This window comes from Affinundibacterium baiyunense (assembly GCF_018139645.1).
Lineage (GTDB): Bacteria > Pseudomonadota > Gammaproteobacteria > Burkholderiales > Burkholderiaceae_D > Undibacterium > Undibacterium baiyunense.
Window position 1 is genome coordinate 104,613 of record NZ_JAGSPM010000011.1, and the last position, 21,026, is coordinate 125,638.

Here is a 21,026-nt window from a genome sequence, read left to right on the forward strand (position 1 = left end):
ATGGAAGGACTGCATGGCATTTGGCATCATTGTTTAGTGCCTTACTGTGCAACAATAACCCGATTCTTGCCGGTTTTTTTTGCTTCATACATCGCCTTGTCTGCGCGTTTCACCACAGAATCTTGTGCCTCGTGCGGTACTCGTAGAGCGACACCAGCGCTAAATGTAATAAATAGGCGTTGGTCGTTTGCGGTAAAGAAGTGTGTTGTGAGTTCTCTTTGCACTCTGGTCATGGCCTTTGCAGCTTCATCCAAGCTGGTTTCTGGCATGACGATGAGAAATTCTTCGCCACCATAGCGTGCGATGACATCGATGGATCGCAGTGTTTGTTTGACGATTCTCACGACATGAATCAAGGCTTCATCACCTGCAGCGTGACCATGCGTATCATTCAGTTTTTTGAAGTTATCCAAATCAAGCATGGCGATGCATAAACTCGTACCACGGCGGTCTGCGCGGTCTGCTTCACGTTCAAATATGTCATCCATGCCACGACGATTTAAACTGCCAGTTAATTGATCTTCTCTGACGAGTTCGCTCATTTGGCTTAGTTTATCTTCTAATTCTTTGATACGAATTTCTGCTTCTTTGACCTCTTTTTGTGCAGCAAGCATAATTTGCTGTGAACGGCTCGCTTCAGATTGAATCGTTTCTGTTTCATTCAAGATTTCACGAATGATATGTTCTACTTCTGCAGTATTACGTGTATTACTAATTTCTTTTGAGAAGCCACTAATTTTTTGTTGGTAATTGGTGGTGGTGCTCGTCATCACGTCAAGTCGATCGATAAATGTCGCCATCATATTTTTGACCGAGGTTTTTGACTCTGCCAAGCTATGCTTTAACGCACCTTGTTTGTAGATGACATCTTTTAGGCTGCGAGTCGCTTCTTGTAGCGCCCGATGATCAATCGGGCCTGCAATCAGGTTTTGTACGACTTCGATCTGTCCGCGTAACCAGTTGTCATCATCGAGAAGTTCTCTGACATTTTCTAATAGGAGTGAAAACAAGCGCAGTAAGAGTTCTTGCTGTTCTGCGGTATCGCCACTTTTTAGTTCAATTTGAAAACACAGTTGTTTTAGTCGTGAATTGATACTATTGAATTCTGCTTCACTTGAGGCAGTTTTTACTGCATTGGCGAGTGATTCGGATTCTGCAGCGAGTGCAGGGTTGGGCTTGAGTAGAGAGCTCAGCGCCATTCCAAGGGTCCGGAATAACAAATCTTTGAGTAAGCTCTCTGTTTGATTTTCTTCTGACTCGTCATCGACTAGTGAAATTCGTTTAGGTAATGCATTTACCGTCGCTGGTGTGGGAGGGACAGGATCAACTAAACTGATCGAAGGTTTGTTTCCGACTTTGCTCGCTAGTTCGTTTAAGCCCTTGCTAAAGTCATCCCAGTCTTTAGCTTTTAATGCGCGACTAAATCGATGACCAAAATTGGCGAGTTCCCCACTAGATTTTTGTAAGCTGTTTGCAAACTTGGAGAGCAGATTTTCTGCTTCGTTAGGATCCAGCGTGTTGATCGAATTGATCTTGGGAACTTCAACTTTCACAGGCTCGTCATCGTCGACACCAGATATTTCCACGTACAGCTTTTTGTATGCCGCTGGTGTAGGGGCAATACGCTCGATTGCCAGGCGTTTAAATGTCTCGCGTGCGATATCGGTCGGCGTTTTTGGCACTGAATTATTGGGCTTGTCTGACATGACGTTCTTTCAGCAAAGTGCAGCCAAGCTCGCAGCTGAAAATAGCTAGATCGAGGCTCAGTGCAAACGAAGGTTTTATTCTACCAGTTCATTCTTAATCGCATAGTGTGTCAACTCTGCGTTGTGGCGTAATTTCATCTTGATTAAAATTCTAGCCCTATATTCACTGATGGTTTTTACTGACAAGGATAATTCGCGCGCGATATCGCTGACACTTTTTCCTGAGGCAATCATCATCATTGTTTGATACTCGCGATCGGATAGTAGTTTGTGCGGCTCGTTCGCATGTTCGTTATTCAAGTTATTCGCCATTTCCTGCGCGAGTTCTGGACTGATAAATTTAAGTCCAGATGCGACTTGATTAATTGCAGTCAACAACTCTTCTGGATCACATTGTTTGCTCAAAAATCCAGAGGCACCTGCTTTAAGTGCGCGAATTGCATATTGATCTTCGCGGTGGGAAGAAAAAACGATGAGTGCGATATCAGGGAATTCACGTTTGATTTGTTTGATCACATCCATGCCATTACGGTCATTTAGTGCGATCTCGATCAACATAATGTTGATTTCAGTTTGACGTGCGATGCGAATCGCATCTTGTCCAGAGACTGCTTCCGCAACGATTGCGTAGTCGATATGGTCTTGAACAAAAAAACGAATGCCAGCACGTACTACAGGATGAGGGTCAACAATCATTAATTTAATGCGGGCATTTTTTGTCATGCATACGTCTTTCTTGGTGAAGTGCCTATCGCTTTAAGCTTACTCTCAATGCTGGGTTTATTGTAGCGTCACTAGCGGAATATCCCCTATAAATTCAATAAGAATATTGGCGCATAGCGAATGCGAATCTGCTTTTTTGCCTTAAGTACGCAAACCAGTTTGTCGATGATTTGAGTATTTAGAGTAGCCGAGTTTCTGAGCATTATTGCATGATGCACCATGGAAATAAAGTGCGCTAAAGGATTTGCTTCAACTTATCGAGTACGTCGCTTGTATCAAGGTAAAATTAGGCCCTAGTCATCATTATTTTTGATGCCTTGAAACAGACAATGAGAGACGTGAAGTGAGTAAAGCATTTGTGAAAGAAAATGATCAAGACGACGATGAAGAGTTCGGCGCGCCACCCATTCCTCCAGGGGTAAAAAATTATTTGACGCCAGAAGGGCATCAAAGAATGAAAACTGAATTATTAGACTTGATCGATAATCAGCGGCCAGAAGTGGTGAAAATCGTATCGTGGGCAGCTTCGAACGGAGATCGCTCTGAAAATGGTGACTATATTTACGGCAAGCGTCGTTTGCGCGAGATTGATAGACGAATTCGTTTTTTAACAAAGCGTCTTGATCTTGCTGAAATTGTTGATCCTAGTGTTCATTACGGTTCGGATCAGGTTTTTTTTGGTGCAACGGTTGAATATGAAAATCAGCACGGCGATGTCACAGTTATTCGCATCGTCGGTGTAGATGAGTTTGATCCTTTAAACGGCAAAATTAGCTGGATCTCACCTGTAGCAAGGGCGCTGACAAAAGCGCGGGTCGGTGATGCGGTTAGTTTGAAAACCCCACAAGGGACAGAGGAATTAGTGATTCTAGATGTGCAATACCCGCAGCGATCTAGCTAGTCTTTCTTACGCATATTCGCGACGAATTTTGCTAACGCCATTGAGATGTTTGACGTTGCGTAAAATTCTCGCGAGATGTACGCGATCAACAATTTGGATTGTGAAGTAAATCTTCGTCATATCTTTTGATTCGCCGTCTTCCATATTGACGTGAATAATATTTGCATCGGCTTCGCCAATTTCTGCGGCAATACGCGCTAATGCGCCGCGCTCATTATTGACGATTACAGAAATACGACAATCAAATCGACGATTTAAGTCTTCTCCCCATGTGACATCGATCCAGCGATCTGGTTCTTTTACTTGTAAGCGTTTCGCATTTTTGCAGTCATTACTATGAACGACCAGTCCTTGATCACGCTTCAATTGACCAACGATGCTGTCGCCAGGAATTGGTAAACAACAGGGTGATAATTGCACTGAAACGCCTTCGCTACCATAGATAATCACTGGGTCGGGTTTGCTCAGTTTTTCATCGCCGATATGTTGGAATGGAATAGAAGGAGAATCATTCTCTACCAAATCCAAGATGTGACGCGCAACAAGTGCAGCCATCCGCTTGCCGATGCCGATATCTGTGTGCAATTCCTCTAAGGTATTTGCACTCGACTCGTTGAGTAATTTGTCGATGAGGGTATCAGGCAGATCAGGATTTAAATGGAGCGAGACCAAAGCTTGTGCTAAGAGTTGTTTGCCCAGCTCGGTCGATTCATTCAAATTAATCGTTCTTAGATAGTGACGAATCGCAGAGCGTGCTTTTCCGGTGCGCACATAGGTTAGCCAATTCGGTGTTGGTCGAGAGTTTGGTGAAGTAATGATCTCGACGATATCACCATTTTTCAATTCTGTTCGAAGTGGAACTGGCTCGTTGTTAATTCTTGTGGCGATAGCTTGATCACCAATGTCGGTATGAATGTTGTAAGCAAAATCCAGCGCCGTTGCGCCACGAGGTAAAGCAAAAATTTTTGATTTTGGTGTGAACACATAGACCGAATCAGGAAACAAATCGACTTTGACGTGCTCCAAAAATTCAGCGGAGTCACCAGTTTGTTTTTGGATGTCGAGTAAAGACTGTAACCATGCATGCGTGCGTTGTTGTAAGTCAGTCAGGCTCGCATCTTCGTTTTTGTATAGCCAATGTGCTGCAACACCAGACTCAGCAACGCGATGCATTTCCTTGGTTCGAATTTGAAATTCGACGGGTGTTCCGTAGGGGCCGATCAAGGTTGTGTGGAGTGACTGGTATCCATTTGACTTTGGAATAGCGATATAGTCTTTAAATTTGCCAGGCATTGGTTTATACAATGCATGCAAAGTACCGAGTGCGTAATAACTATTCTGAAAATTATCGACGACGATACGGAACCCGTAAATATCTAGCACTTGCGAGAAACTAAGTTGCTTATCGCGCATTTTGCAGTAGATCCCGTACAGGGTTTTCTCTCTGCCATCTATTTGTGCTTCTAGACCCGCATCGGCTAGCGTCGTTTTGACTGCTGCTAGAATTTTATTGACTACTTCGCGTCGATTTCCCCGTGCAGCTTTAATTGCTTTTGCTAAGGTCCGATAACGCATAGGGTAGATGTGTGCGAAGGATAAATCTTGCAGTTCGCGGTAAATATTGTTCAGCCCTAAGCGATGTGCAATCGGGACATAAACTTCCATCGTTTCACTTGCAATGCGGCGCTGTTTTTCGGGCGACATCACACCAAGTGTGCGCATGTTATGTAGCCGATCTGCCAACTTGACCAAGATAACACGTACATCACGTGCCATTGCTAATAGCATCTTACGGAAATTTTCTGCTTGTGCTTCGATGTGGCTTTGAAATTCTATTTTTTCTAATTTTGATAAGCCATCAACCAGTGCTGCTACTGGTGCACCAAAGCGCTCAATTAATTCTTCTTTTTTGACATCTTGATCTTCCATCACGTCGTGCAGCAAAGCCGCCATGATTGCTTGCACATCGAGCTTCCATTCTGCACAAATTTCGGCTACCGCAATTGGATGCGAAATATAGGGCTCGCCAGATTTTCTAACCTGACCTAAGTGCATTTCATCGGAAAAGCGATAGGCTTCTTTGACTTGTTTTAAGTCTGCAGGTGAAAGGTATTCAGATAGACGGTTGGTTAAATCGGTAATGGATGCAACCGCGGTGCTTGGCGTTGGTGTACTTGACGCGTGGGTGTTGATGCGAGGTTTTTTTGTGTTTGCCGAGTTGGCAGAGCTACTGGCAATGCTAGCCGTAACTGACGCTGACTCAGCTTGGCTTGGAACGGCGATAGATAATTTGTCGTCTTGCAAATTCATAACTTGTTATCCATGGCCGTTTCACTTTAGTCGCGCAATTCGAAATTAGAATGGGACTTTTTTCAACATTTCAATGCCAATTTTGCCATCCGCGATTTCGCGTAAGGCAACTACTGTCGGCTTGTTTTTCGCTTCGACTTTTGGTGTATGACCTTGCAACAATTGGCGCGCGCGGTAAGTAGCGCACAAAGTCAATTGGAAGCGATTTGGGATTTGTTTGAGAGAGTCTTCAACGGTAATACGAGCCATGATATTTCCTTAAAACGAGGTAGTGATTTGTATGCCTAACTGGGAGAACACAGCGGCATTCCGCACGATTTGTTGCGAGGTTCGGCAGCGAGTGGCCTTAACGATAGCACTCAATTCTGATAACGCTAATTCAAAATCTTGGTTGATGATAACATATTCGAACTCTGGAGCGTGCGCCATTTCGCCTCCCGCCGCTAAAATTCTACGTGTTATCACCTCTTGCGAGTCTTGACCGCGTTTATTTAAACGCTCTTCGAGTGCTTCGATTGACGGCGGCAAAATAAAAATACTTGCGACATATGGGAACTGTTTTTTGACTTGTTGGGCACCTTGCCAATCAATTTCTAGCAAAATATCGGTGCCTGCTTGCATCGCCTCTTGAATGAGAATTTTCGAAGTCCCGTAATAATTGCCATGCACTTCAGCAAATTCCAAAAATTCTCCACGATTTTTGCGTATTAAAAAATCATCTGGTGTAATGAAATGATATTCACGTCCATTTTCCTCACCGGGTCGTGGTGGTCTGGTTGTAAACGATATAGATAATTTAAGTTTCGGTTCTAACTTCAAGAGACCGTTAACGAGGGACGATTTGCCTGCACCAGAGGGGGCAGAAACCATAAACAAGCTACCAGAGGTAAGTGGACTAGTTCGCATGGTATTTTATGTATTTAATTGGTAAAAAGAGGTGCGATTATTCAAGGTTTTGGACTTGCTCGCGCATTTGCTCGATTAAAAGTTTTAATTCCATCGACGCGTCGGCGAGTTCTTTGAGTGCTGCCTTTGATCCTAAAGTGTTTGCTTCACGATTAAGTTCCTGCATCATAAAGTCGAGTCGTTTGCCAACTTGACCACCTTTTTTAATAATTTGACGGGTTTCAGCCAAATGTCCAGAGAGGCGAGCCAGCTCTTCATTCACATCAATGCGAATGCCGTACATAGTGACTTCTTGTCGAATTCTATCCATCACTTCATCGCGAGAGATGCTTGGCGCAGCGGCGCAATCAGGTTTGTCAAGCGCGAGTCCCAGCGCTTCTTCTAGTCGGTTTACAGCTTTTTGTTGGAATTGTTGAAGTACAGTCGGTAATAGTGGTGTGATTTTTGTAACGATCGCTTCCATTTCATCGACGCAGCGTAGTAGCACATTGGCTAGCGAGGCACCTTCACGCTCTCGACATTGGATAAAGTCTTGTATGGTCTGCTCAATAACTTGGTTGATGTTTTCTTGCAAATTGTCAGAATTAATTTCTGCTTCTTCAATCACGCCAGGCCAACGGAGCAGATCATTCATGCTTAATTCAGCAGAGCTTGGGAAGCTAGTTCTTAAGCTTTCTTGAAATTCTTTTAATTGAATCAAGAGCGCTTGATTCAGTGTTTTTTGTTTGCTATCTGCACTTTTCTTGCCGAAGCTAAAGCGACACTCTACTTTGCCACGGGCGATTTTTTTTGTCAGTGCATCACGAAACAAGGGTTCAATCGCACGAAACTCGTCATTGATGCGGAACTGTAAATCGAGAAAGCGTGAATTGACACTCTTCACTTCTATGGTTATTGTGCCGTTCTCAGTTTCTTTGGTACTGGTAGCGTAACCAGTCATGCTAAAAATGCTCAATTGAATTCCTTTGTTTCGTGTTGCGATTATGCGAATTGCGAATGATTGATTGATTATTTATCTTGCAAATATCGATGCAGTAAAAGTGACGCTGTACAATGCGTAAAGTATTTCCTTAGCTAAATTGCTTCAGTCGTTTTCGTGATTCGGCTGGATCGCAAGGGATCACACAGAATCATATAGGACCACAATTATTATGGCTGCACAAAATAATGCACCTTTGCCGGATGGTTTAGAAATTGCCGGATACCGTATTGTAAAGAAAATTGCCTCTGGTGGCTTTAGTATTGTTTATCTGGCGTCAGACGAAGATGGCAACGCGGTGGCAATTAAGGAGTATTTGCCAAGTTCGTTAGCCTTGCGTCAGGTTGGTGAACTAGTACCTGCAATTTCTGCTGAAAATTTTCCAGTCTATCGAATCGGATTGAAGTGTTTCTTCGAAGAAGGTCGCGCCTTAGCGCGTATCTCTCATCCGAATGTGGTCAGCGTTATCAACTTTTTTCGCGCCAATGAGACAGTTTATATGGTCATGGCTTACGAATCAGGGCGCTCATTGCAAGAACATATTTTACGACGTCGTGACAAAGGTGAAAAACCCTTGGTATCGGAGCGCTTCATTCGTAAAATGTTTAATTTGGTAATGAATGGTCTGCGTGAGGTGCATACCAACAAATTGCTGCATCTCGATCTGAAGCCTGCCAATATTTATTTGCGCATGGACGGCACGCCAATTCTGTTGGACTTTGGCGCTGCACGTCAAACTCTCAAAACCGATATGCCTAAGTTGTATCCAATGTATACGCCGGGTTTTGCTGCTCCCGAGTTATATGTGAAAAACAGTAATCTTGGCCCGTGGACTGACATTTATAGCATCGGCGCCTCAATGTTTGCTTGCATGGTCGGTGCGCCACCGCAACCATCTGATCAGCGCAAAACAAACGACAAGATGGAAGCACATTACAAAAAATTAGAAGGCACTTATTCAGCCGAGTTGATCGATGTGGTGCGTATGTGTTTAAAACTCGATCCGATGGAGCGACCACAAAGTGTCTTTGCGCTACAAAAAGCACTGTCTACCAAAGCGCCACCACAGCGTGAAATTGGATTCTTTGAAAGAGCGAAATTAAAGATTTCCTCTTTGATCGGGAAGAATGGAAAAAATTCAGACGATAGAGATTTTACGACGATCCAAGAGGACACGATTTCTTGATATTTACTTTCACAAACTGAACAAGCGTTCCATTTAGCAAGGCGTTTCTTATAGTGGATAGTGGCAATCGGTATTGGTGAAGTTCTAAGCTTTTATACTCATTAAAAACAGTAAATTTATGCGCTTTTCAGTCTATCAAGAAAGTCATATCGGCGGACGCAAGGTTAATCAGGATCGCATGGGCTACAGCTTTACCCGAGATGCGATTTTATTGCTGTTGGCGGATGGAATGGGTGGTCACATCATGGGTGAGATGGCGGCCACGATTGCGATGCAAACGATCGGTAGTTTGTTCCAGAAGCAAGCTCATCCAATGATCGATAAGCCAGAACGTTTTTTGGAAAAAGGCTTCTTATCCGCACACAATGAAATCCACCGATTTCGTCAATTAAAAAATCTACCTGAGACACCGAGGACAACGATCGTCGCGTGTTTGATTCAAAATGGAAATGCGTACTGGGCGCATTGTGGTGATTCACGTTTATATTGGATGCGTGATGGCCAGATTTTATTGCGTACCAAAGATCACTCTCGTTTAGAAACACTGATTGAGCAAGGCAAAGTTGATCCATCAGAGCGTAATACGCATCCTGATAGAAATAAATTGTTTAATTGTCTTGGTGCGCCAAATGCCCCGATCGTTGAATTGTCTCGCCGTGCTTCACTACAAGCGGGTGATTTGATTTTGCTGTGTTCTGATGGTCTATGGGGAGTGTTACCAGATCATGTTTTGGCGCAACGATTGCACGAGCAAACGATTGTTCGTGCCATTCCAGAATTGGTTCGCTCCGCAGTCGAGATCGCTGGGCGTCAAGGTGACAATGCGACCGCGTTGGCAATGATGTGGGAAGGAAATGACATCCTCGAAAACTCGTCGATCATTTCTACCAACACCTTACCAATTGGTTCGATTGCGACTACGATTCAAGTCCCGATGGACGGCGACGATCCGGTTGAAGATGATATTTTCAATGACGAAGAAATCGAAAAAGCGATCAATGAGATTCGCAATGCAATTCATAATTCTACGAAACTAACAAACAAGAGTTAACAATATGTCTGATTTTTTACGCCCAAGTGGGCGCGTAGCAAATGCGCTAAGAGAAATTCAATTTACACGTCAATTTACCAAGCATGCAGAAGGTTCTGTTCTGGTTGAATTTGGTGATACAAAAGTAATTTGTACCGCTTCGATTGAAGAGAAAGTGCCCGGCTTCTTAAAAGGTAAGGGGCAGGGATGGTTGACCGCAGAATATGGAATGCTGCCGCGATCAACCCATACGCGTATGGATAGAGAAGCGGCAAAAGGTAAGCAATCTGGGCGCACGCAAGAAATTCAGCGTTTGATCGGGCGTTCATTGCGCGCAGCATTTGATCTAGAAAATTTTGGCGAACGCACCTTGCATTTAGATTGTGATGTGATTCAAGCAGACGGTGGCACGCGCACAGCTGCGATATCGGGTGCCATGGTCGCCGCGTATGATGCTTTTACAAAATTACACGCGCAAGGATCAATCGCCGCTATTCCAGTAAAGCATTTCTTGGCTGCGATTTCTGTTGGTGTGTTTAATGGCACACCTGTGTTGGATTTGGATTATGCAGAAGATTCAAATTGCGACACAGATATGAATGTGGTGATGGATGAGAATTGTCATTTCATTGAAGTGCAAGGAACTGCCGAAGGCATAGCCTTTGATCGCCAGGCTTTGAATCAATTATTAGATTTGGCGCAAGCGGGAATTCAACAAATCATCGTGAAGCAAAAGCAAGCGCTCTCAATTTCTTGATAGCGTACAAAAAGAGAAGTACGTTTTGTGCATGAACTTTTGCTTAGAACGACTCTGTTCTGATTGAATTGCCAATATGTGTCGATGCTTTTTTTCGGCGTCTGACTTCATTGAAAGAACGAAAAAATCCATGAATCAAAAAATTGTTTTAGCTTCCAACAACCAAGGTAAGCTAAGAGAGTTCCAACAAATTCTTGCACCGCTAGGTCTTGAGTTTCATGCGCAAGCTGAACTGGGTGTGCCGGATGCGCCCGAACCATTTTTCACTTTTGTTGAAAACGCGTTGGCAAAAGCGCGCCATGCTTCGCAGTTCACCGGTTTGCCGGCGATAGCGGATGATTCTGGGATTTGTGTCAATGCGCTTGGCGGAGCGCCTGGGGTGTTTTCTGCTCGATATGCAGGTGAACCAAAATCAGATCAGCGCAACAATCTGAAATTGATCGAAGCTTTGGCTGAGCACACTGATCGTTCTGCTTATTACTATTGTGTGCTGGTCTATGTGCGTTCCGCGAATGATCCACAGCCTGTTATTGCAGATGGAACATGGCGTGGACAGATAATTGACGTAGCGCGAGGCGAGGGTGGGTTTGGCTATGATCCTTATTTTTATCTGCCTTCGCTCGATAAAACCGTTGCAGAGCTCGACGCCACGCAAAAAAATCTTCTTTCACACCGCGCTCAAGCCTTACAAGAATTACTCAAAAAACTCCAATGATCCCGATTAAGCCGATACCAATTTCTCCAGTCAACGCCGATGAAATTGGAAGAGACAGGCAGCAGAATTTGAGTGATATTCCAGCGCAAGTGCAAAGCCATTATTTGTCAGCTGGCGCTTTGAATCTTAGTGCCTTGCCACCACTTTCGCTATATGTCCATTTTCCTTGGTGTGTGAAGAAATGTCCGTATTGTGATTTCAATTCACATGAGGTCAAAAATCAATTTGATGAATCCGCTTACCTAAGTGCGGTAAGAGCCGATTTGGAAGCGGCCTTGCCTTTAATTTGGGGACGTAAAATTTACACCGTGTTCATTGGTGGCGGTACTCCCAGTCTTATGTCGGCTGCGGGTTTGGATCGATTGTTGTCGGATATTCGCACCTTGCTACCAATTGATTCTGCCGCAGAAATTACAATGGAGGCCAATCCAGGGACTTTTGAGGCGGAAAAATTTAAGCAATATCGCGTGAGTGGAGTCAATCGTTTGTCGATAGGGATTCAAAGTTTTAACTCTGGACATTTGAGCGCGTTAGGTCGAATTCATAATGGAGATGAAGCACGTCGTGCGATCGCGATTGCACAAGAAAACTTTGAAAATTTCAATTTAGATTTGATGTTTGCATTACCCGGTCAAAGTTTGCAAGAGTCAATTGCAGATTTGCAGACAGCACTCAGTTTTCATCCAAATCATTTATCTCTTTATCATTTGACTTTGGAGCCCAATACCTATTTCGCGAAATTTCCGCCAGCAATTCCTGATGATGATTTGAGTGCGGAAATGCAAGAGCAAATTCAGATAAGAATGGCGGATGCGGGATACCAACATTACGAAGTGTCGGCGTTTGCCAAACCAAATCATGCATCGCGACATAATTTGAATTATTGGAATTTTGGTGATTATCTAGGTGTTGGTGCAGGAGCACATTCCAAACTGTCTTTTCCTAATCGAATCATTCGTCAAGTGAGGCATAAGCAACCGAAAGCCTACATGGAAGCGGCTAGCCTAGGGAATGCGATTCAAGAAAGTCATGAGATAACAAAAGACGCGCTGCCATTTGAGTTCATGCTCAATGCTTTGCGATTGAATCAAGGGTTTGATACGGGGCTTTTCTATGAGCGGACAGGTTTATTGATCAATTCAATAGAGGGCGTACTGAATCAAGCTGAGTCACGCGGCTTGATTGAACGAGATCATCTTCGTATTCGACCAACTGAACTTGGACGACGTTTTCTGAACGATTTGCAAGAGTTATTTTTGTAATCGGCAATCTTAATTTTTATTAGATTCACTCATAAAAACCTCACTTTGATGGGTAGGCAGAATAAAAATTAAGATTTTCTAATTTAGCTGAGAAATGCGCTTGCAATTGTGTAAATTTCAACTTACTATCAAGCTATAAATTGCTTTACAGCATTTGATCTTAAAAATTAGATATTAGGGAACGTGGATTTAATGATTCCAATTGCTACTTTACTGCCAATAGTCAGCAATCAACAAAAAATACTTGGTTTGTTACCGAGTTTTATTGAAAAAAATGACGCGCAATCCTTAGAGTTTTTAGCGTATTTAAGTCAAATTGATTTTTTTGACAAACTTTCCTCGCTTTTATTTTTTGTACCCTTCGATCATCCTTCAAGCCTACCTCTCGATTTCGAAACGCGCGAATACAGTAAGCATGTGGTTCTGTGTTTTAAAGAAGCTAACTGTGACACTAAAGAAGCACAACAAATATTGAAGCATCTGCATCAATCTGGCGTTAGAGTTATGATGGATGAATTTTGCTCGAAATCGCAGTTGCTGTGGCCGGATACGCGCGGGATTGCAATCGATGGTGAAAAAGGAATTCCATCGCACATACAACCTTGGTTGATGAACTTGCAGCATAGCCAGCATTTGGCAAAGAATTTGCATTCGACACAGAATTTTGAACAAGCGCAAAGTGCTGGGTTTAGTTTTTTCTCCGGTGATTTTGCTTTTTCAAGTTCCAATCAAGCTCGCAGTGCGGATCCAACTGCACGTTCACGCCTATTAAAGCTATTGGGACTTGTTTCCAAAGACGCTGACTCGAAAGAGTTGGAAAATCTTTTTAAGCAAGATCCAACTTTGTCATTTATGTTGTTTAAGTTGGTTAGCTCGGCGGCATTTGCACAGACAGTTAAGGTCAATAGTTTTGTGCAAGCGATTAATTTGTTAGGGCGTCGGCAATTGCAAAGATGGCTGCAGTTGTTACTTTATGCGCGCCAGAGCACACAAGGCACCAGTCTGAATCCGCTCATGCTCAGAGCAGCATATCGTGCTGCGATGATGGAAGCGATTTGTCGTGAACAAGGTGGCGACCGCGATGCGCAAGATGCTGCGTTTATGGTCGGCATGTTTTCTCTGTTGGATTTATTGTTTGCCTGTCCTCTGTGGGAAATTGTGAAACCGCTGAGTTTATCTGATGAAGTACGCGATGCTTTATTGGAGAGAAGCGGCAAGCTTGGAGAAAGCTTGCGTTTGGTCGAGTTAGCTGATCGTTCGATTTCGAATGAACATGAAACAAGAATGCAGGAGTGTCAGCTATCCATTGATACATACTATGAAAATTTGATTTACGCCTATTGCTGGGTAAATCAAGTTTGCCAGGATATGTGATGCGCCCAACGATTGACTTACAACACGATTTCACTTTGGGCACAGAACTCTGTGAGGCGATTCTTTATCACACAGATGAGAATTTAGTTGAAGCGGTGAATCGTGCAGTGAGTCGTTTAGTTAAAGTGATTTTCTTTGATTGCGAACTCGCTTTTACCCGACAATTGCCGGATTCGAGGCAAGTCGTGTACCGACAAATCTGCGCTGAAAATTATTATGTTTTATCCGGCAAACAAGGGCACATATCAGAAAGTGATTTAGAAAAACTCAACTTTCTTACTGCGCTAACTGCTAAATTGTTTCATTCACGTTTGGCTTTACATGCGCGTTTTGATAGCGCCATACGGGCGCAATCAATTCATACGCAAATTCTGGATCAAATTCATGAGTCCGTGATTACGATGGATTTGGCCGGGTTTATTTTGAGCTGGAACTTGGGCGCTGAGCGATTATTTGGCTACACCGCTAACGAAGCAATCGGTCAGAATATTTTATTTCTATACGATGCGGAAGAGAGTGATGATGCCTCTATTCACGATGTGTTTCTCCAACATGGTGGCCGTGAAATGGAAGTGCGTCGGCGCAAAAAAACAGGTGAGATTTTTTGGGCTAGCCTCAGTCTGTCTACTTTGTTCGATGAGAAATCTCAACCAATAGGCATGATCGGCTATTTGAGTGACATTACCGAAAGAAAGCGCTCAGAAGAGAAAATTAATCATCTCGCGTATTACGATCCTTTGACTGATCTGCCAAATCGTACTTTGTTCAAGAAGTTGATCGATAACACGCTACAGCAGAGCCAACGCAATGAAGTTGCGATGTCGGTCATGTTTATCGATCTGAATCGATTTAAACCAATAAACGATACACTCGGGCATCGCATTGGTGATTTATTGTTGCAGCAAGTAGCCGAACGTTTTCGATCAACATTACGCGAAAATGATGTGATCGCACGTTTGGGTAGCGATGAGTTTGCGGTAGCTTTGCACGACATTAAGCAGCACTTTCATACCGGTTTAGTCGCACAGAAAATGCTGGCGACATTGGAAAGTGTTTTTCAGGTCGATGGGCACGAACTTCGTCTGGGAGCTAGTATTGGTATCAGCATCTATCCGCAAGATGGTTCAGATGCTGAAGGCTTATTGCAAAAAGCCGATATTGCGATGTTCAAAGCTAAGCGACAAAGTGAGAAGGCGAGTGGTAGCTACGCATTTTATGATGTTGAAATGAATCGCATGATCGCTGGTCGCTTGTATCTTGAGTCTGGTTTGCGGCGCGCGCTGCAACGCGATGAGTTTTTTCTTTTGTATCAGCCCAAGGTAGATATTCATTCGGGGCAAGTTTTGGGCGCTGAAGCGTTAATTCGTTGGGCACATCCCAAGGATGGGATTATTTCCCCGATTGAGTTTATATCGATTGCAGAAGAAACCAATTTGATTTTGCAAATTGATGCTTGGGTTCTTGATACAGCTTGCGCGCAAGCAAGGATTTGGCAAGATGCCGGATTTGCGCCATTTCGAATTGCTGTGAATGTGTCCGCAAAGGAATTTACCGACTCATTAGCCGAACGAGTTCAACAAGCTTTACATCGACATCAAATTTCGCCGCTGTGGTTAGAATTGGAAATCACCGAAAGTATGTTGATGCAGAATGCCGAAGGTGTCGTGAAAATTATGTCAGAAATCACTGCCTTAGGAGTCAAGTTGGCGTTGGACGATTTTGGTACGGGATATTCCAGTTTGTCCTATCTGAAGAAATTCCCGATTGATACTCTAAAAATTGATCGTTCATTCATACAAGGGATTCCCGATGATATTGATGATTGCGCGATCGCGAGCGCCATCATCAGTATGGCAAAACAAATGAAACATCGCGTTATTGCAGAAGGTGTGGAGAACCGCGAACAGTTCGCATTCTTGCAAAAGATGGGGTGTGATGAGATTCAAGGGTATCTATTTTCGCGCCCATTAAACGTCGACGTCTTTACTGATTTGATCGCAAAGAAAATCAGTTTGCCTACATTAATTGCTTAAGTCTGATCTGATTTTTTAAATATTCGAGATAAATAATAAAAAATCCTCCTCAAACTGCAAATATCAGATATAATTTCGGGCTTAGAAGATGACTTGTGAAAACAAGTTGTTTCTTAGTTGTAAAGACGGAAGTGTGGCCGAGTGGTTGAAGGCACTAGTCTTGAAAACTAGCGAGGGTGAGAGCCCTTCGTGAGTTCGAATCTCACCGCTTCCGCCAAGATCTTAAAAAGCCCTTGATTTTCAAGGGCTTTTTTGTTTTTCATCTTCACTTTTTTGATTGAAAAGTGATCTGGCGTATCCCAATCAGATACTGTTAGTAATTGCGCGCAGACGCGCTGTCTATTCAAACTCAGTATCCATCTTCATTTGGTGAAGTCAGACTTGTAGTTTCGTATATTTGGACAGAAAACTACGTGCCACCATATAATTACTACATTAGTGGTTTGTTCTTGTTAGTTGAAGATATCTAGCGGTACCAGTCCATCCCTTTTCTAAATTAAAATCTCACTTTTTTGAATTCGCGATCGTTGATGTTGTCGTTGCGAAGCCAAATTGTATTGCTCTTACATTCATATATGCGCCAGTTGCTTACTACCTTTCCTTATTCTATTTTTTCTGTACTCGTTTTTGTGTTGACACTCGCTGGTTGCGCTAGTTCGCCGCCAGTTGCACCACCAGTGGCAAAGCTTGCCACGACGCCGGTGGTTGTTCCCGCGCCTAAAGTGTTAAAGCCCGTTCGCATTGGATTAGCTTTGGGTGGTGGTGCAGCTCGAGGTTTTGCGCATATTGGTGTGATTAAGGTGTTGGAGGCGCAGGGAATTTTTCCTGACGTGATTGTTGGTACTAGTGCGGGTAGTGTGGTTGGTGCTATGTATGCCGCGGGTAATAATGGCTACACCTTGCAGAAGATGGCTTTGGACATGGATGAGGCGACGATTTCTGACTGGTCGCTACCATTTTTCTCTAAAAGTAGTGGCGTTTTAAAAGGTGAAGCCTTACAAAATTACGTGAATCGTATGGTGGGTCAGTCCTCGATTGAAAAATTGAAGAAACCATTTGGTGCTGTTGCGACAGACTTAAATACTGGTATGCCGATTTTGTTTCAACGTGGGAATACGGGTTTAGCGGTGCGCGCATCTTCTTCTGTGCCTGGTGTTTTCCAGCCCGTGAAAATCAATGACCGTTTTTATGTAGATGGCGGATTGGTGTCTCCTGTGCCAGTCCGATTTGCACGGGATATGGGCGCTGATATTGTAATAGCTGTCAATATCTCATCGGCGCCAGAAGGTCAGGCTGCGAGTAGTTCATTGGAGATTTTGATGCAGACGTTTACGATTATGGGGCAGAGCATCAATCAATTTGAATTGAAAAGTGCGGATATAGTGATTAAGCCTGATTTGCCGACGATGAAGGGCAATGATTTTAATGGCCGCAATCTTGCTATCTTGGCTGGTGAGCGCGCTGCAAATGCAGTGATGGCGGAAATTAAAGAAAAAATCCGTGCATTTCAGGAGCGATAATAATTAGTTTTTTGCGGCGTCTTCGTCATTGATTCGACGGGCGCCATTGAATCGTTTTTTCCAATACGCCACGTTCATACTTTCTATTCTGACTTTGCCGCCAGCTGAGGGCGCATGAATGAATTTGCTATCGCCTAAATAAATGCCGACGTGCGAAAAGCTCTTTTTAAGCGTATTAAAAAACACCAAATCACCGGGCTTAATATCTTTTTGGGCGATCTTGTCGCCTTTGTCGCTGATTTCTTTTGCGGTTCTTGGGAGCTCGGTTTCGCTGGAGTTTTTGAACACCAAGCGCACGAATCCACTGCAATCTAAGCCATTTTCAGGGCTGTCGCCACCACGTTTGTATTTGATGCCGAGCAAGCTCATCGCATTGATGGTGAGATCAGAAGTTCGGTCACGCAGATCCTTCAGCGCACTCAATGTTTTGGAGCTTTCTGCTGGAGTCTCTGTTTGCGCGTTGACAGTTTGTGCGAAAACACAAAATGACAAGATTGTGAAAGTGATCGCCACCAAGGACTGAATTTTTTTCATAAGTTGGCAAAAAATGATTAGCTAGACGAAGTGCCAAATAGGGCAATTTCGATCAGGCTGGTAATCAATCTTGTTTTACGGAAAGGTCTGAGTATAGCCTAGATTGTAGACTTCGGCTAATTGATAAATTTGAAATTAAAATGAATGCGCTTATAACGAAGGCGATTGCGTTTCAAACTATCGAAGTATTCATTGAATCGTTTTTTTTACAGCAAGTAAATCAAGATTTCAATGACTTTACGTTCTAAAGTGTTAGAAATTTTTTTCGAAGATCAAGAACAATAAGTCAGCGTTTTATTTAATGGGATCAAAAATAAAACGCTGATTTGGATATTAGAAAATTTAAGCGTGCTTTTCCATGAAAGCAATGACTTTAGGGCAGACAATTTCACGCCATTTACGACCAGAGAAAATGCCGTAGTGACCACAACCTGGCGCGACGAAATCTTGTTTCATTGATGGTGGAATATTGCTACATAAATCATGCGCTGCCTGTGTTTGACCTGCGCCAGAAATATCGTCTAGCTCACCTTCGACGGTGAATAATGCGACCGTTTTAATATCTTGCGGACGGACTAATTTTCCTTCGACTAGCCATGTGCCGCGTGGCAAACTAAATTCTTGAAAGACCGTTTTGATCGTTTCTAAATAGTATTCAGCAGGCAAATCGAGCACTGCATTATATTCATCGTAGAACTTACGATGTTGTTCAGCTGATTCATCATCGCCTTGCACTAGATGCTGGTAAAAGTCCCAATGACTTTGGGCGTGGCGATCTGGATTCATTGCGACAAATCCGGCATGTTGTAAAAAGCCAGGGTAAACCTTGCGACCAAAACCTGGGTAATTTGCTGGTACGTTATAAATCACTGAATTTTCAAACCAAGAAAATTTCTTTTCTGTAGCTAGGGTATTGACTTGTGTTGGTGACTTGCGTGGATCAATTGGTCCACCCATCATCGTCATCGTTTTTGGTAGCGCTGGATCATTGTCGCTGGCCATTAATGAAATCGCTGCGAGTACCGGAACGGTCGGTTGGCAGACAGAAATCACGTGTAAATCTGGCGCTAAGTGACGAATAAACTCTTGGACGTAATAAATATAATCATGCAAGTGGAAGGCCCCGACCGAAAGCGGCACCATTCTGGCATCAATCCAATCGGTAATATACACATCGTGAGTTGGCAACAGACTGCGAACCGTGTCGCGTAATAAGGTAGCGTGATGACCTGATAGCGGTGCGACGATTAACACTCGTGGTTGAACGAGTTTGCTTGTCTTGCGTTTGTTTTCAGGAAGATTTTTCTTGAAATTAATCAGCTTACAAAATGGCTTCGAAATCGTTACTTCCTCAATGATTTCTACTTTCTCTTCACCGATGTTGGTAAATTGAATGTTGAACTCTGGCTTCTCATATTCTTTACCAAGGCGAAAAACGAGTTCATATGCTGCAGCCATTCTTTGCGAGTAGGGGGTGTACGCAAGTGGAGAAATTGGATTGGCAAATAGTTTTGAAGATGCCTCAGCCCATTTCGTTAGTGGCGTTAAAAATGAACGGTTTAATTCATGTAATTGATAAAGCATGTTCGCGTTTTCCCTGTTGTTGACGGAATTGCTTTCCTATTGCTGAAACTTTTTGAATGCCAGCGCAGGACAAGATAAGCCTAGTATAACGCTAAAATTATTGCGGTGCGTCATAAATATATCTTTGAGTTGAAGAGTTAATATTTTGATTTTTTATATTGACTCTAAACCGTGTTTTTTTGTTTTATTTCGATGGCAATGCGTGTTCCAAAATCGCGCTTGCTTTATCAAAATCATATTCGCGCATGGCGTTATCCAGTTCTTTGAAAGCGATTGCCTCCATTTTTTCTTCAAATAATAAGCGGTAGGTCTGAAATAGCTCACTTGCATCGCTGTCTGCGCGCAGTAATAGCAATTGCAGTTCTTTTGTGATTTCTACGATGTCCGCTTGGATTATTGAATTTGTAGTATGTGCTTGCGGATTGTTGTGTTCCCGATGTACTAAATAATTATTGATTTCACTGATACATAGATCGAGCAATTGTGTGATCTGTTTCAACGCAGTTTCTATTAATATCACATCTTGTTTTACATCCATTCTCTTTAATTCTTGCTCAAATATTGCTAGTTTTTGAGCCAGCTGTGAGGCGCCAATTGTGCCACTCATTCCTTTTACGGTATGTATTAAGCGTTTGAATTCTTCTTGTGCATATTCCGCATCGCTGGTTGCGCTAAAGTGCAGCAGCGTCGCTGGTTGCGATCGCGTGAAACTTTGTAGTAGTTGATGATACAGCGAGTGATTTCCACCGCAGAGTTCCAAACCAAGTTGTGTATCGATATGGATGAGCTTGGGTAGCACAGTGGGTTGCGTCTGCAGATTGTCATACAAATTCACTGGCGTTGCGACTGTATATTGGTTTGGTTTATAGGACAAAAATTTTTCTAGCGTGGCAAATAGCACGGACGGCTCGAATGGTTTGCTGATGAAGTCTTGCATGCCATTTTTTTTGCATTCCAGTTTGCTCTCGTCAGAAGTGTGCGCTGTTAAAGCAAGGATAGGGATAGCATCAAATTCAGCCTTCTGTCGAATCGCAATAGTGGCTCGATGTCCATCCATGATGGGCATTTCTAAATCCATCAAAATCAGATGAAAATGCTCAACTGGATTGACTTCGAGTTCGTCGATTAATTGTTGGCCGTTTTCTGTTGCGATAACCTCATAGCCGTGTTGAGTCAAAACCTCAACCGTAATTTCTCGATTGAAGTCATTGTCCTCAGCTAACAGTATGCGAATGGTTTTTTGATCAGCGTTCAATTGAAGAAATCGGAATAAGCGGTTTGGTATTGTTTGATATTAACAGTTGTTAAGTCGAATCTTGTCACGTCATATTAAATTTTTTGCGTTATGACAATTTGAGATGTCGATTTTTGTCGAACTCATTCAGTAGGGATGCAAGTGCTACTAACAAAATAATGTGGAATGCGTAATTAAATATCAATTAAATGTTGTATTGTCGATTTCCAATTTCTGAAATTCACTTGTCCTTGTCACGATCAATGCATTTC

The 21,026-nt window shown here is 43.1% G+C and carries 18 protein-coding genes and 1 tRNA gene; 10 read left to right on the plus strand and 9 right to left on the minus strand.

The window, feature by feature from the left end; genetic code table 11:
* Positions 1–41: 41 nt before the first annotated feature.
* Both KDM92_RS15985 and KDM92_RS15990 read right to left on the minus strand, forming a co-directional pair.
* Positions 42–1,706 carry a GGDEF domain-containing protein gene (locus KDM92_RS15985; RefSeq protein WP_212685426.1) on the minus strand — a complete coding sequence of 555 codons (1,665 nt, stop codon included), beginning with the start codon at positions 1,704–1,706 and terminating at the stop codon, positions 42–44.
* A 75-nt stretch (positions 1,707–1,781) separates the two neighbouring features.
* Positions 1,782–2,429, minus strand: a complete 648-nt coding sequence (locus KDM92_RS15990) for a response regulator (protein ID WP_212685427.1) — start codon at positions 2,427–2,429, stop codon at positions 1,782–1,784.
* A 343-nt stretch (positions 2,430–2,772) separates the two neighbouring features.
* Here KDM92_RS15990 and greB point away from each other — a divergent pair, with 343 nt between their 5' ends.
* On the plus strand, positions 2,773–3,330 hold the full coding sequence (gene greB / locus KDM92_RS15995; protein WP_212685428.1) for a transcription elongation factor GreB: 558 nt from the start codon (positions 2,773–2,775) through the stop codon (positions 3,328–3,330).
* 6 nt (positions 3,331–3,336) lie between these two features.
* Here greB and KDM92_RS16000 read toward each other — a convergent pair whose 3' ends face one another.
* The 4 genes from KDM92_RS16000 to KDM92_RS16015 are packed head-to-tail and all read right to left on the minus strand — an operon-like array spanning position 3,337 to position 7,501.
* The gene (locus tag KDM92_RS16000) at positions 3,337–5,640 is read right to left on the minus strand and encodes a RelA/SpoT family protein (protein WP_212685429.1); all 2,304 of its coding nucleotides are present in this window, start codon (positions 5,638–5,640) and stop codon (positions 3,337–3,339) included.
* 45 nt (positions 5,641–5,685) lie between these two features.
* A complete protein-coding gene (rpoZ, locus tag KDM92_RS16005; protein WP_189346687.1) occupies positions 5,686–5,889 on the minus strand; it encodes a DNA-directed RNA polymerase subunit omega in 204 nt (67 codons plus the stop codon).
* A gap of 9 nt (positions 5,890–5,898) precedes the next feature.
* Positions 5,899–6,546: a guanylate kinase gene (gmk, locus tag KDM92_RS16010; protein ID WP_212685430.1), complete on the minus strand. Its 648-nt coding sequence runs from the start codon at positions 6,544–6,546 to the stop codon at positions 5,899–5,901.
* 37 nt (positions 6,547–6,583) lie between these two features.
* On the minus strand, positions 6,584–7,501 hold the full coding sequence (locus tag KDM92_RS16015) for a YicC/YloC family endoribonuclease (RefSeq protein ID WP_230408384.1): 918 nt from the start codon (positions 7,499–7,501) through the stop codon (positions 6,584–6,586).
* Between the two features lie 196 nt (positions 7,502–7,697).
* Between KDM92_RS16015 and KDM92_RS16020 the strand changes: the two genes are divergently transcribed.
* From KDM92_RS16020 to KDM92_RS16060, 9 genes are all read left to right on the plus strand, one after another.
* The gene (locus KDM92_RS16020; protein WP_189346689.1) at positions 7,698–8,711 is read left to right on the plus strand and encodes a serine/threonine protein kinase; all 1,014 of its coding nucleotides are present in this window, start codon (positions 7,698–7,700) and stop codon (positions 8,709–8,711) included.
* Positions 8,712–8,829: 118 nt separating this feature from the next.
* Positions 8,830–9,762: a PP2C family protein-serine/threonine phosphatase gene (locus KDM92_RS16025; protein WP_189346690.1), complete on the plus strand. Its 933-nt coding sequence runs from the start codon at positions 8,830–8,832 to the stop codon at positions 9,760–9,762.
* A 4-nt stretch (positions 9,763–9,766) separates the two neighbouring features.
* Entirely contained in the window at positions 9,767–10,498 is a 732-nt protein-coding gene (gene rph, locus KDM92_RS16030; protein ID WP_212685431.1) for a ribonuclease PH, read from the plus strand.
* 130 nt (positions 10,499–10,628) lie between these two features.
* Positions 10,629–11,213 carry an RdgB/HAM1 family non-canonical purine NTP pyrophosphatase gene (rdgB, locus tag KDM92_RS16035; RefSeq protein ID WP_212685432.1) on the plus strand — a complete coding sequence of 195 codons (585 nt, stop codon included), beginning with the start codon at positions 10,629–10,631 and terminating at the stop codon, positions 11,211–11,213.
* Positions 11,210–12,475: a radical SAM family heme chaperone HemW gene (gene hemW, locus KDM92_RS16040; RefSeq protein ID WP_212685433.1), complete on the plus strand. Its 1,266-nt coding sequence runs from the start codon at positions 11,210–11,212 to the stop codon at positions 12,473–12,475. Before rdgB ends, hemW begins: the two co-directional genes overlap by 4 nt.
* Before the next feature lie 192 nt (positions 12,476–12,667).
* Positions 12,668–13,849 (plus strand): EAL and HDOD domain-containing protein, encoded by a 1,182-nt coding sequence (locus KDM92_RS16045; protein ID WP_212685434.1) that lies wholly within the window; start codon positions 12,668–12,670, stop codon positions 13,847–13,849.
* Entirely contained in the window at positions 13,849–15,882 is a 2,034-nt protein-coding gene (locus KDM92_RS16050; RefSeq protein ID WP_212685435.1) for a putative bifunctional diguanylate cyclase/phosphodiesterase, read from the plus strand. Before KDM92_RS16045 ends, KDM92_RS16050 begins: the two co-directional genes overlap by 1 nt.
* 127 nt (positions 15,883–16,009) lie before the next feature.
* Positions 16,010–16,099 (plus strand) — tRNA-Ser (locus KDM92_RS16055).
* A gap of 358 nt (positions 16,100–16,457) precedes the next feature.
* Positions 16,458–17,402, plus strand: a complete 945-nt coding sequence (locus tag KDM92_RS16060; protein WP_212685436.1) for a patatin-like phospholipase family protein — start codon at positions 16,458–16,460, stop codon at positions 17,400–17,402.
* Between the two features lie 3 nt (positions 17,403–17,405).
* Here the strand turns inward: KDM92_RS16060 and KDM92_RS16065 are convergent, their stop codons facing one another.
* From KDM92_RS16065 to KDM92_RS16075, 3 genes are all read right to left on the minus strand, one after another.
* Positions 17,406–17,936: a C40 family peptidase gene (locus tag KDM92_RS16065; RefSeq protein ID WP_212685437.1), complete on the minus strand. Its 531-nt coding sequence runs from the start codon at positions 17,934–17,936 to the stop codon at positions 17,406–17,408.
* 342 nt (positions 17,937–18,278) lie between these two features.
* A complete protein-coding gene (locus tag KDM92_RS16070) occupies positions 18,279–19,520 on the minus strand; it encodes a polyhydroxyalkanoate depolymerase (RefSeq protein ID WP_212685438.1) in 1,242 nt (413 codons plus the stop codon).
* A gap of 184 nt (positions 19,521–19,704) precedes the next feature.
* Complete coding sequence (locus tag KDM92_RS16075) at positions 19,705–20,775, minus strand: response regulator (RefSeq protein WP_212685439.1); 1,071 nt, start codon at positions 20,773–20,775, stop codon at positions 19,705–19,707.
* Between the last annotated feature and the right edge of the window lie 251 nt (positions 20,776–21,026).

Excerpts from the sequence above, each read along its gene's own strand:
- KDM92_RS15985 (WP_212685426.1), bottom strand. The coding sequence starts at position 1,706 with ATGTCAGACAAGCCCAATAATTCAGTGCCAAAAACGCCGACCGATATC.
- KDM92_RS15990 (WP_212685427.1), bottom strand. The coding sequence starts at position 2,429 with ATGACAAAAAATGCCCGCATTAAATTAATGATTGTTGACCCTCATCCT.
- KDM92_RS16000 (WP_212685429.1), bottom strand. The coding sequence starts at position 5,640 with ATGAATTTGCAAGACGACAAATTATCTATCGCCGTTCCAAGCCAAGCT.
- rpoZ (WP_189346687.1), bottom strand. The coding sequence starts at position 5,889 with ATGGCTCGTATTACCGTTGAAGACTCTCTCAAACAAATCCCAAATCGC.
- gmk (WP_212685430.1), bottom strand. The coding sequence starts at position 6,546 with ATGCGAACTAGTCCACTTACCTCTGGTAGCTTGTTTATGGTTTCTGCC.
- KDM92_RS16020 (WP_189346689.1), top strand. The coding sequence starts at position 7,698 with ATGGCTGCACAAAATAATGCACCTTTGCCGGATGGTTTAGAAATTGCC.
- KDM92_RS16025 (WP_189346690.1), top strand. The coding sequence starts at position 8,830 with ATGCGCTTTTCAGTCTATCAAGAAAGTCATATCGGCGGACGCAAGGTT.
- rph (WP_212685431.1), top strand. The coding sequence starts at position 9,767 with ATGTCTGATTTTTTACGCCCAAGTGGGCGCGTAGCAAATGCGCTAAGA.
- rdgB (WP_212685432.1), top strand. The coding sequence starts at position 10,629 with ATGAATCAAAAAATTGTTTTAGCTTCCAACAACCAAGGTAAGCTAAGA.
- hemW (WP_212685433.1), top strand. The coding sequence starts at position 11,210 with ATGATCCCGATTAAGCCGATACCAATTTCTCCAGTCAACGCCGATGAA.
- KDM92_RS16045 (WP_212685434.1), top strand. The coding sequence starts at position 12,668 with ATGATTCCAATTGCTACTTTACTGCCAATAGTCAGCAATCAACAAAAA.
- KDM92_RS16050 (WP_212685435.1), top strand. The coding sequence starts at position 13,849 with ATGCGCCCAACGATTGACTTACAACACGATTTCACTTTGGGCACAGAA.
- KDM92_RS16060 (WP_212685436.1), top strand. The coding sequence starts at position 16,458 with ATGCGCCAGTTGCTTACTACCTTTCCTTATTCTATTTTTTCTGTACTC.
- KDM92_RS16065 (WP_212685437.1), bottom strand. The coding sequence starts at position 17,936 with ATGAAAAAAATTCAGTCCTTGGTGGCGATCACTTTCACAATCTTGTCA.
- KDM92_RS16070 (WP_212685438.1), bottom strand. The coding sequence starts at position 19,520 with ATGCTTTATCAATTACATGAATTAAACCGTTCATTTTTAACGCCACTA.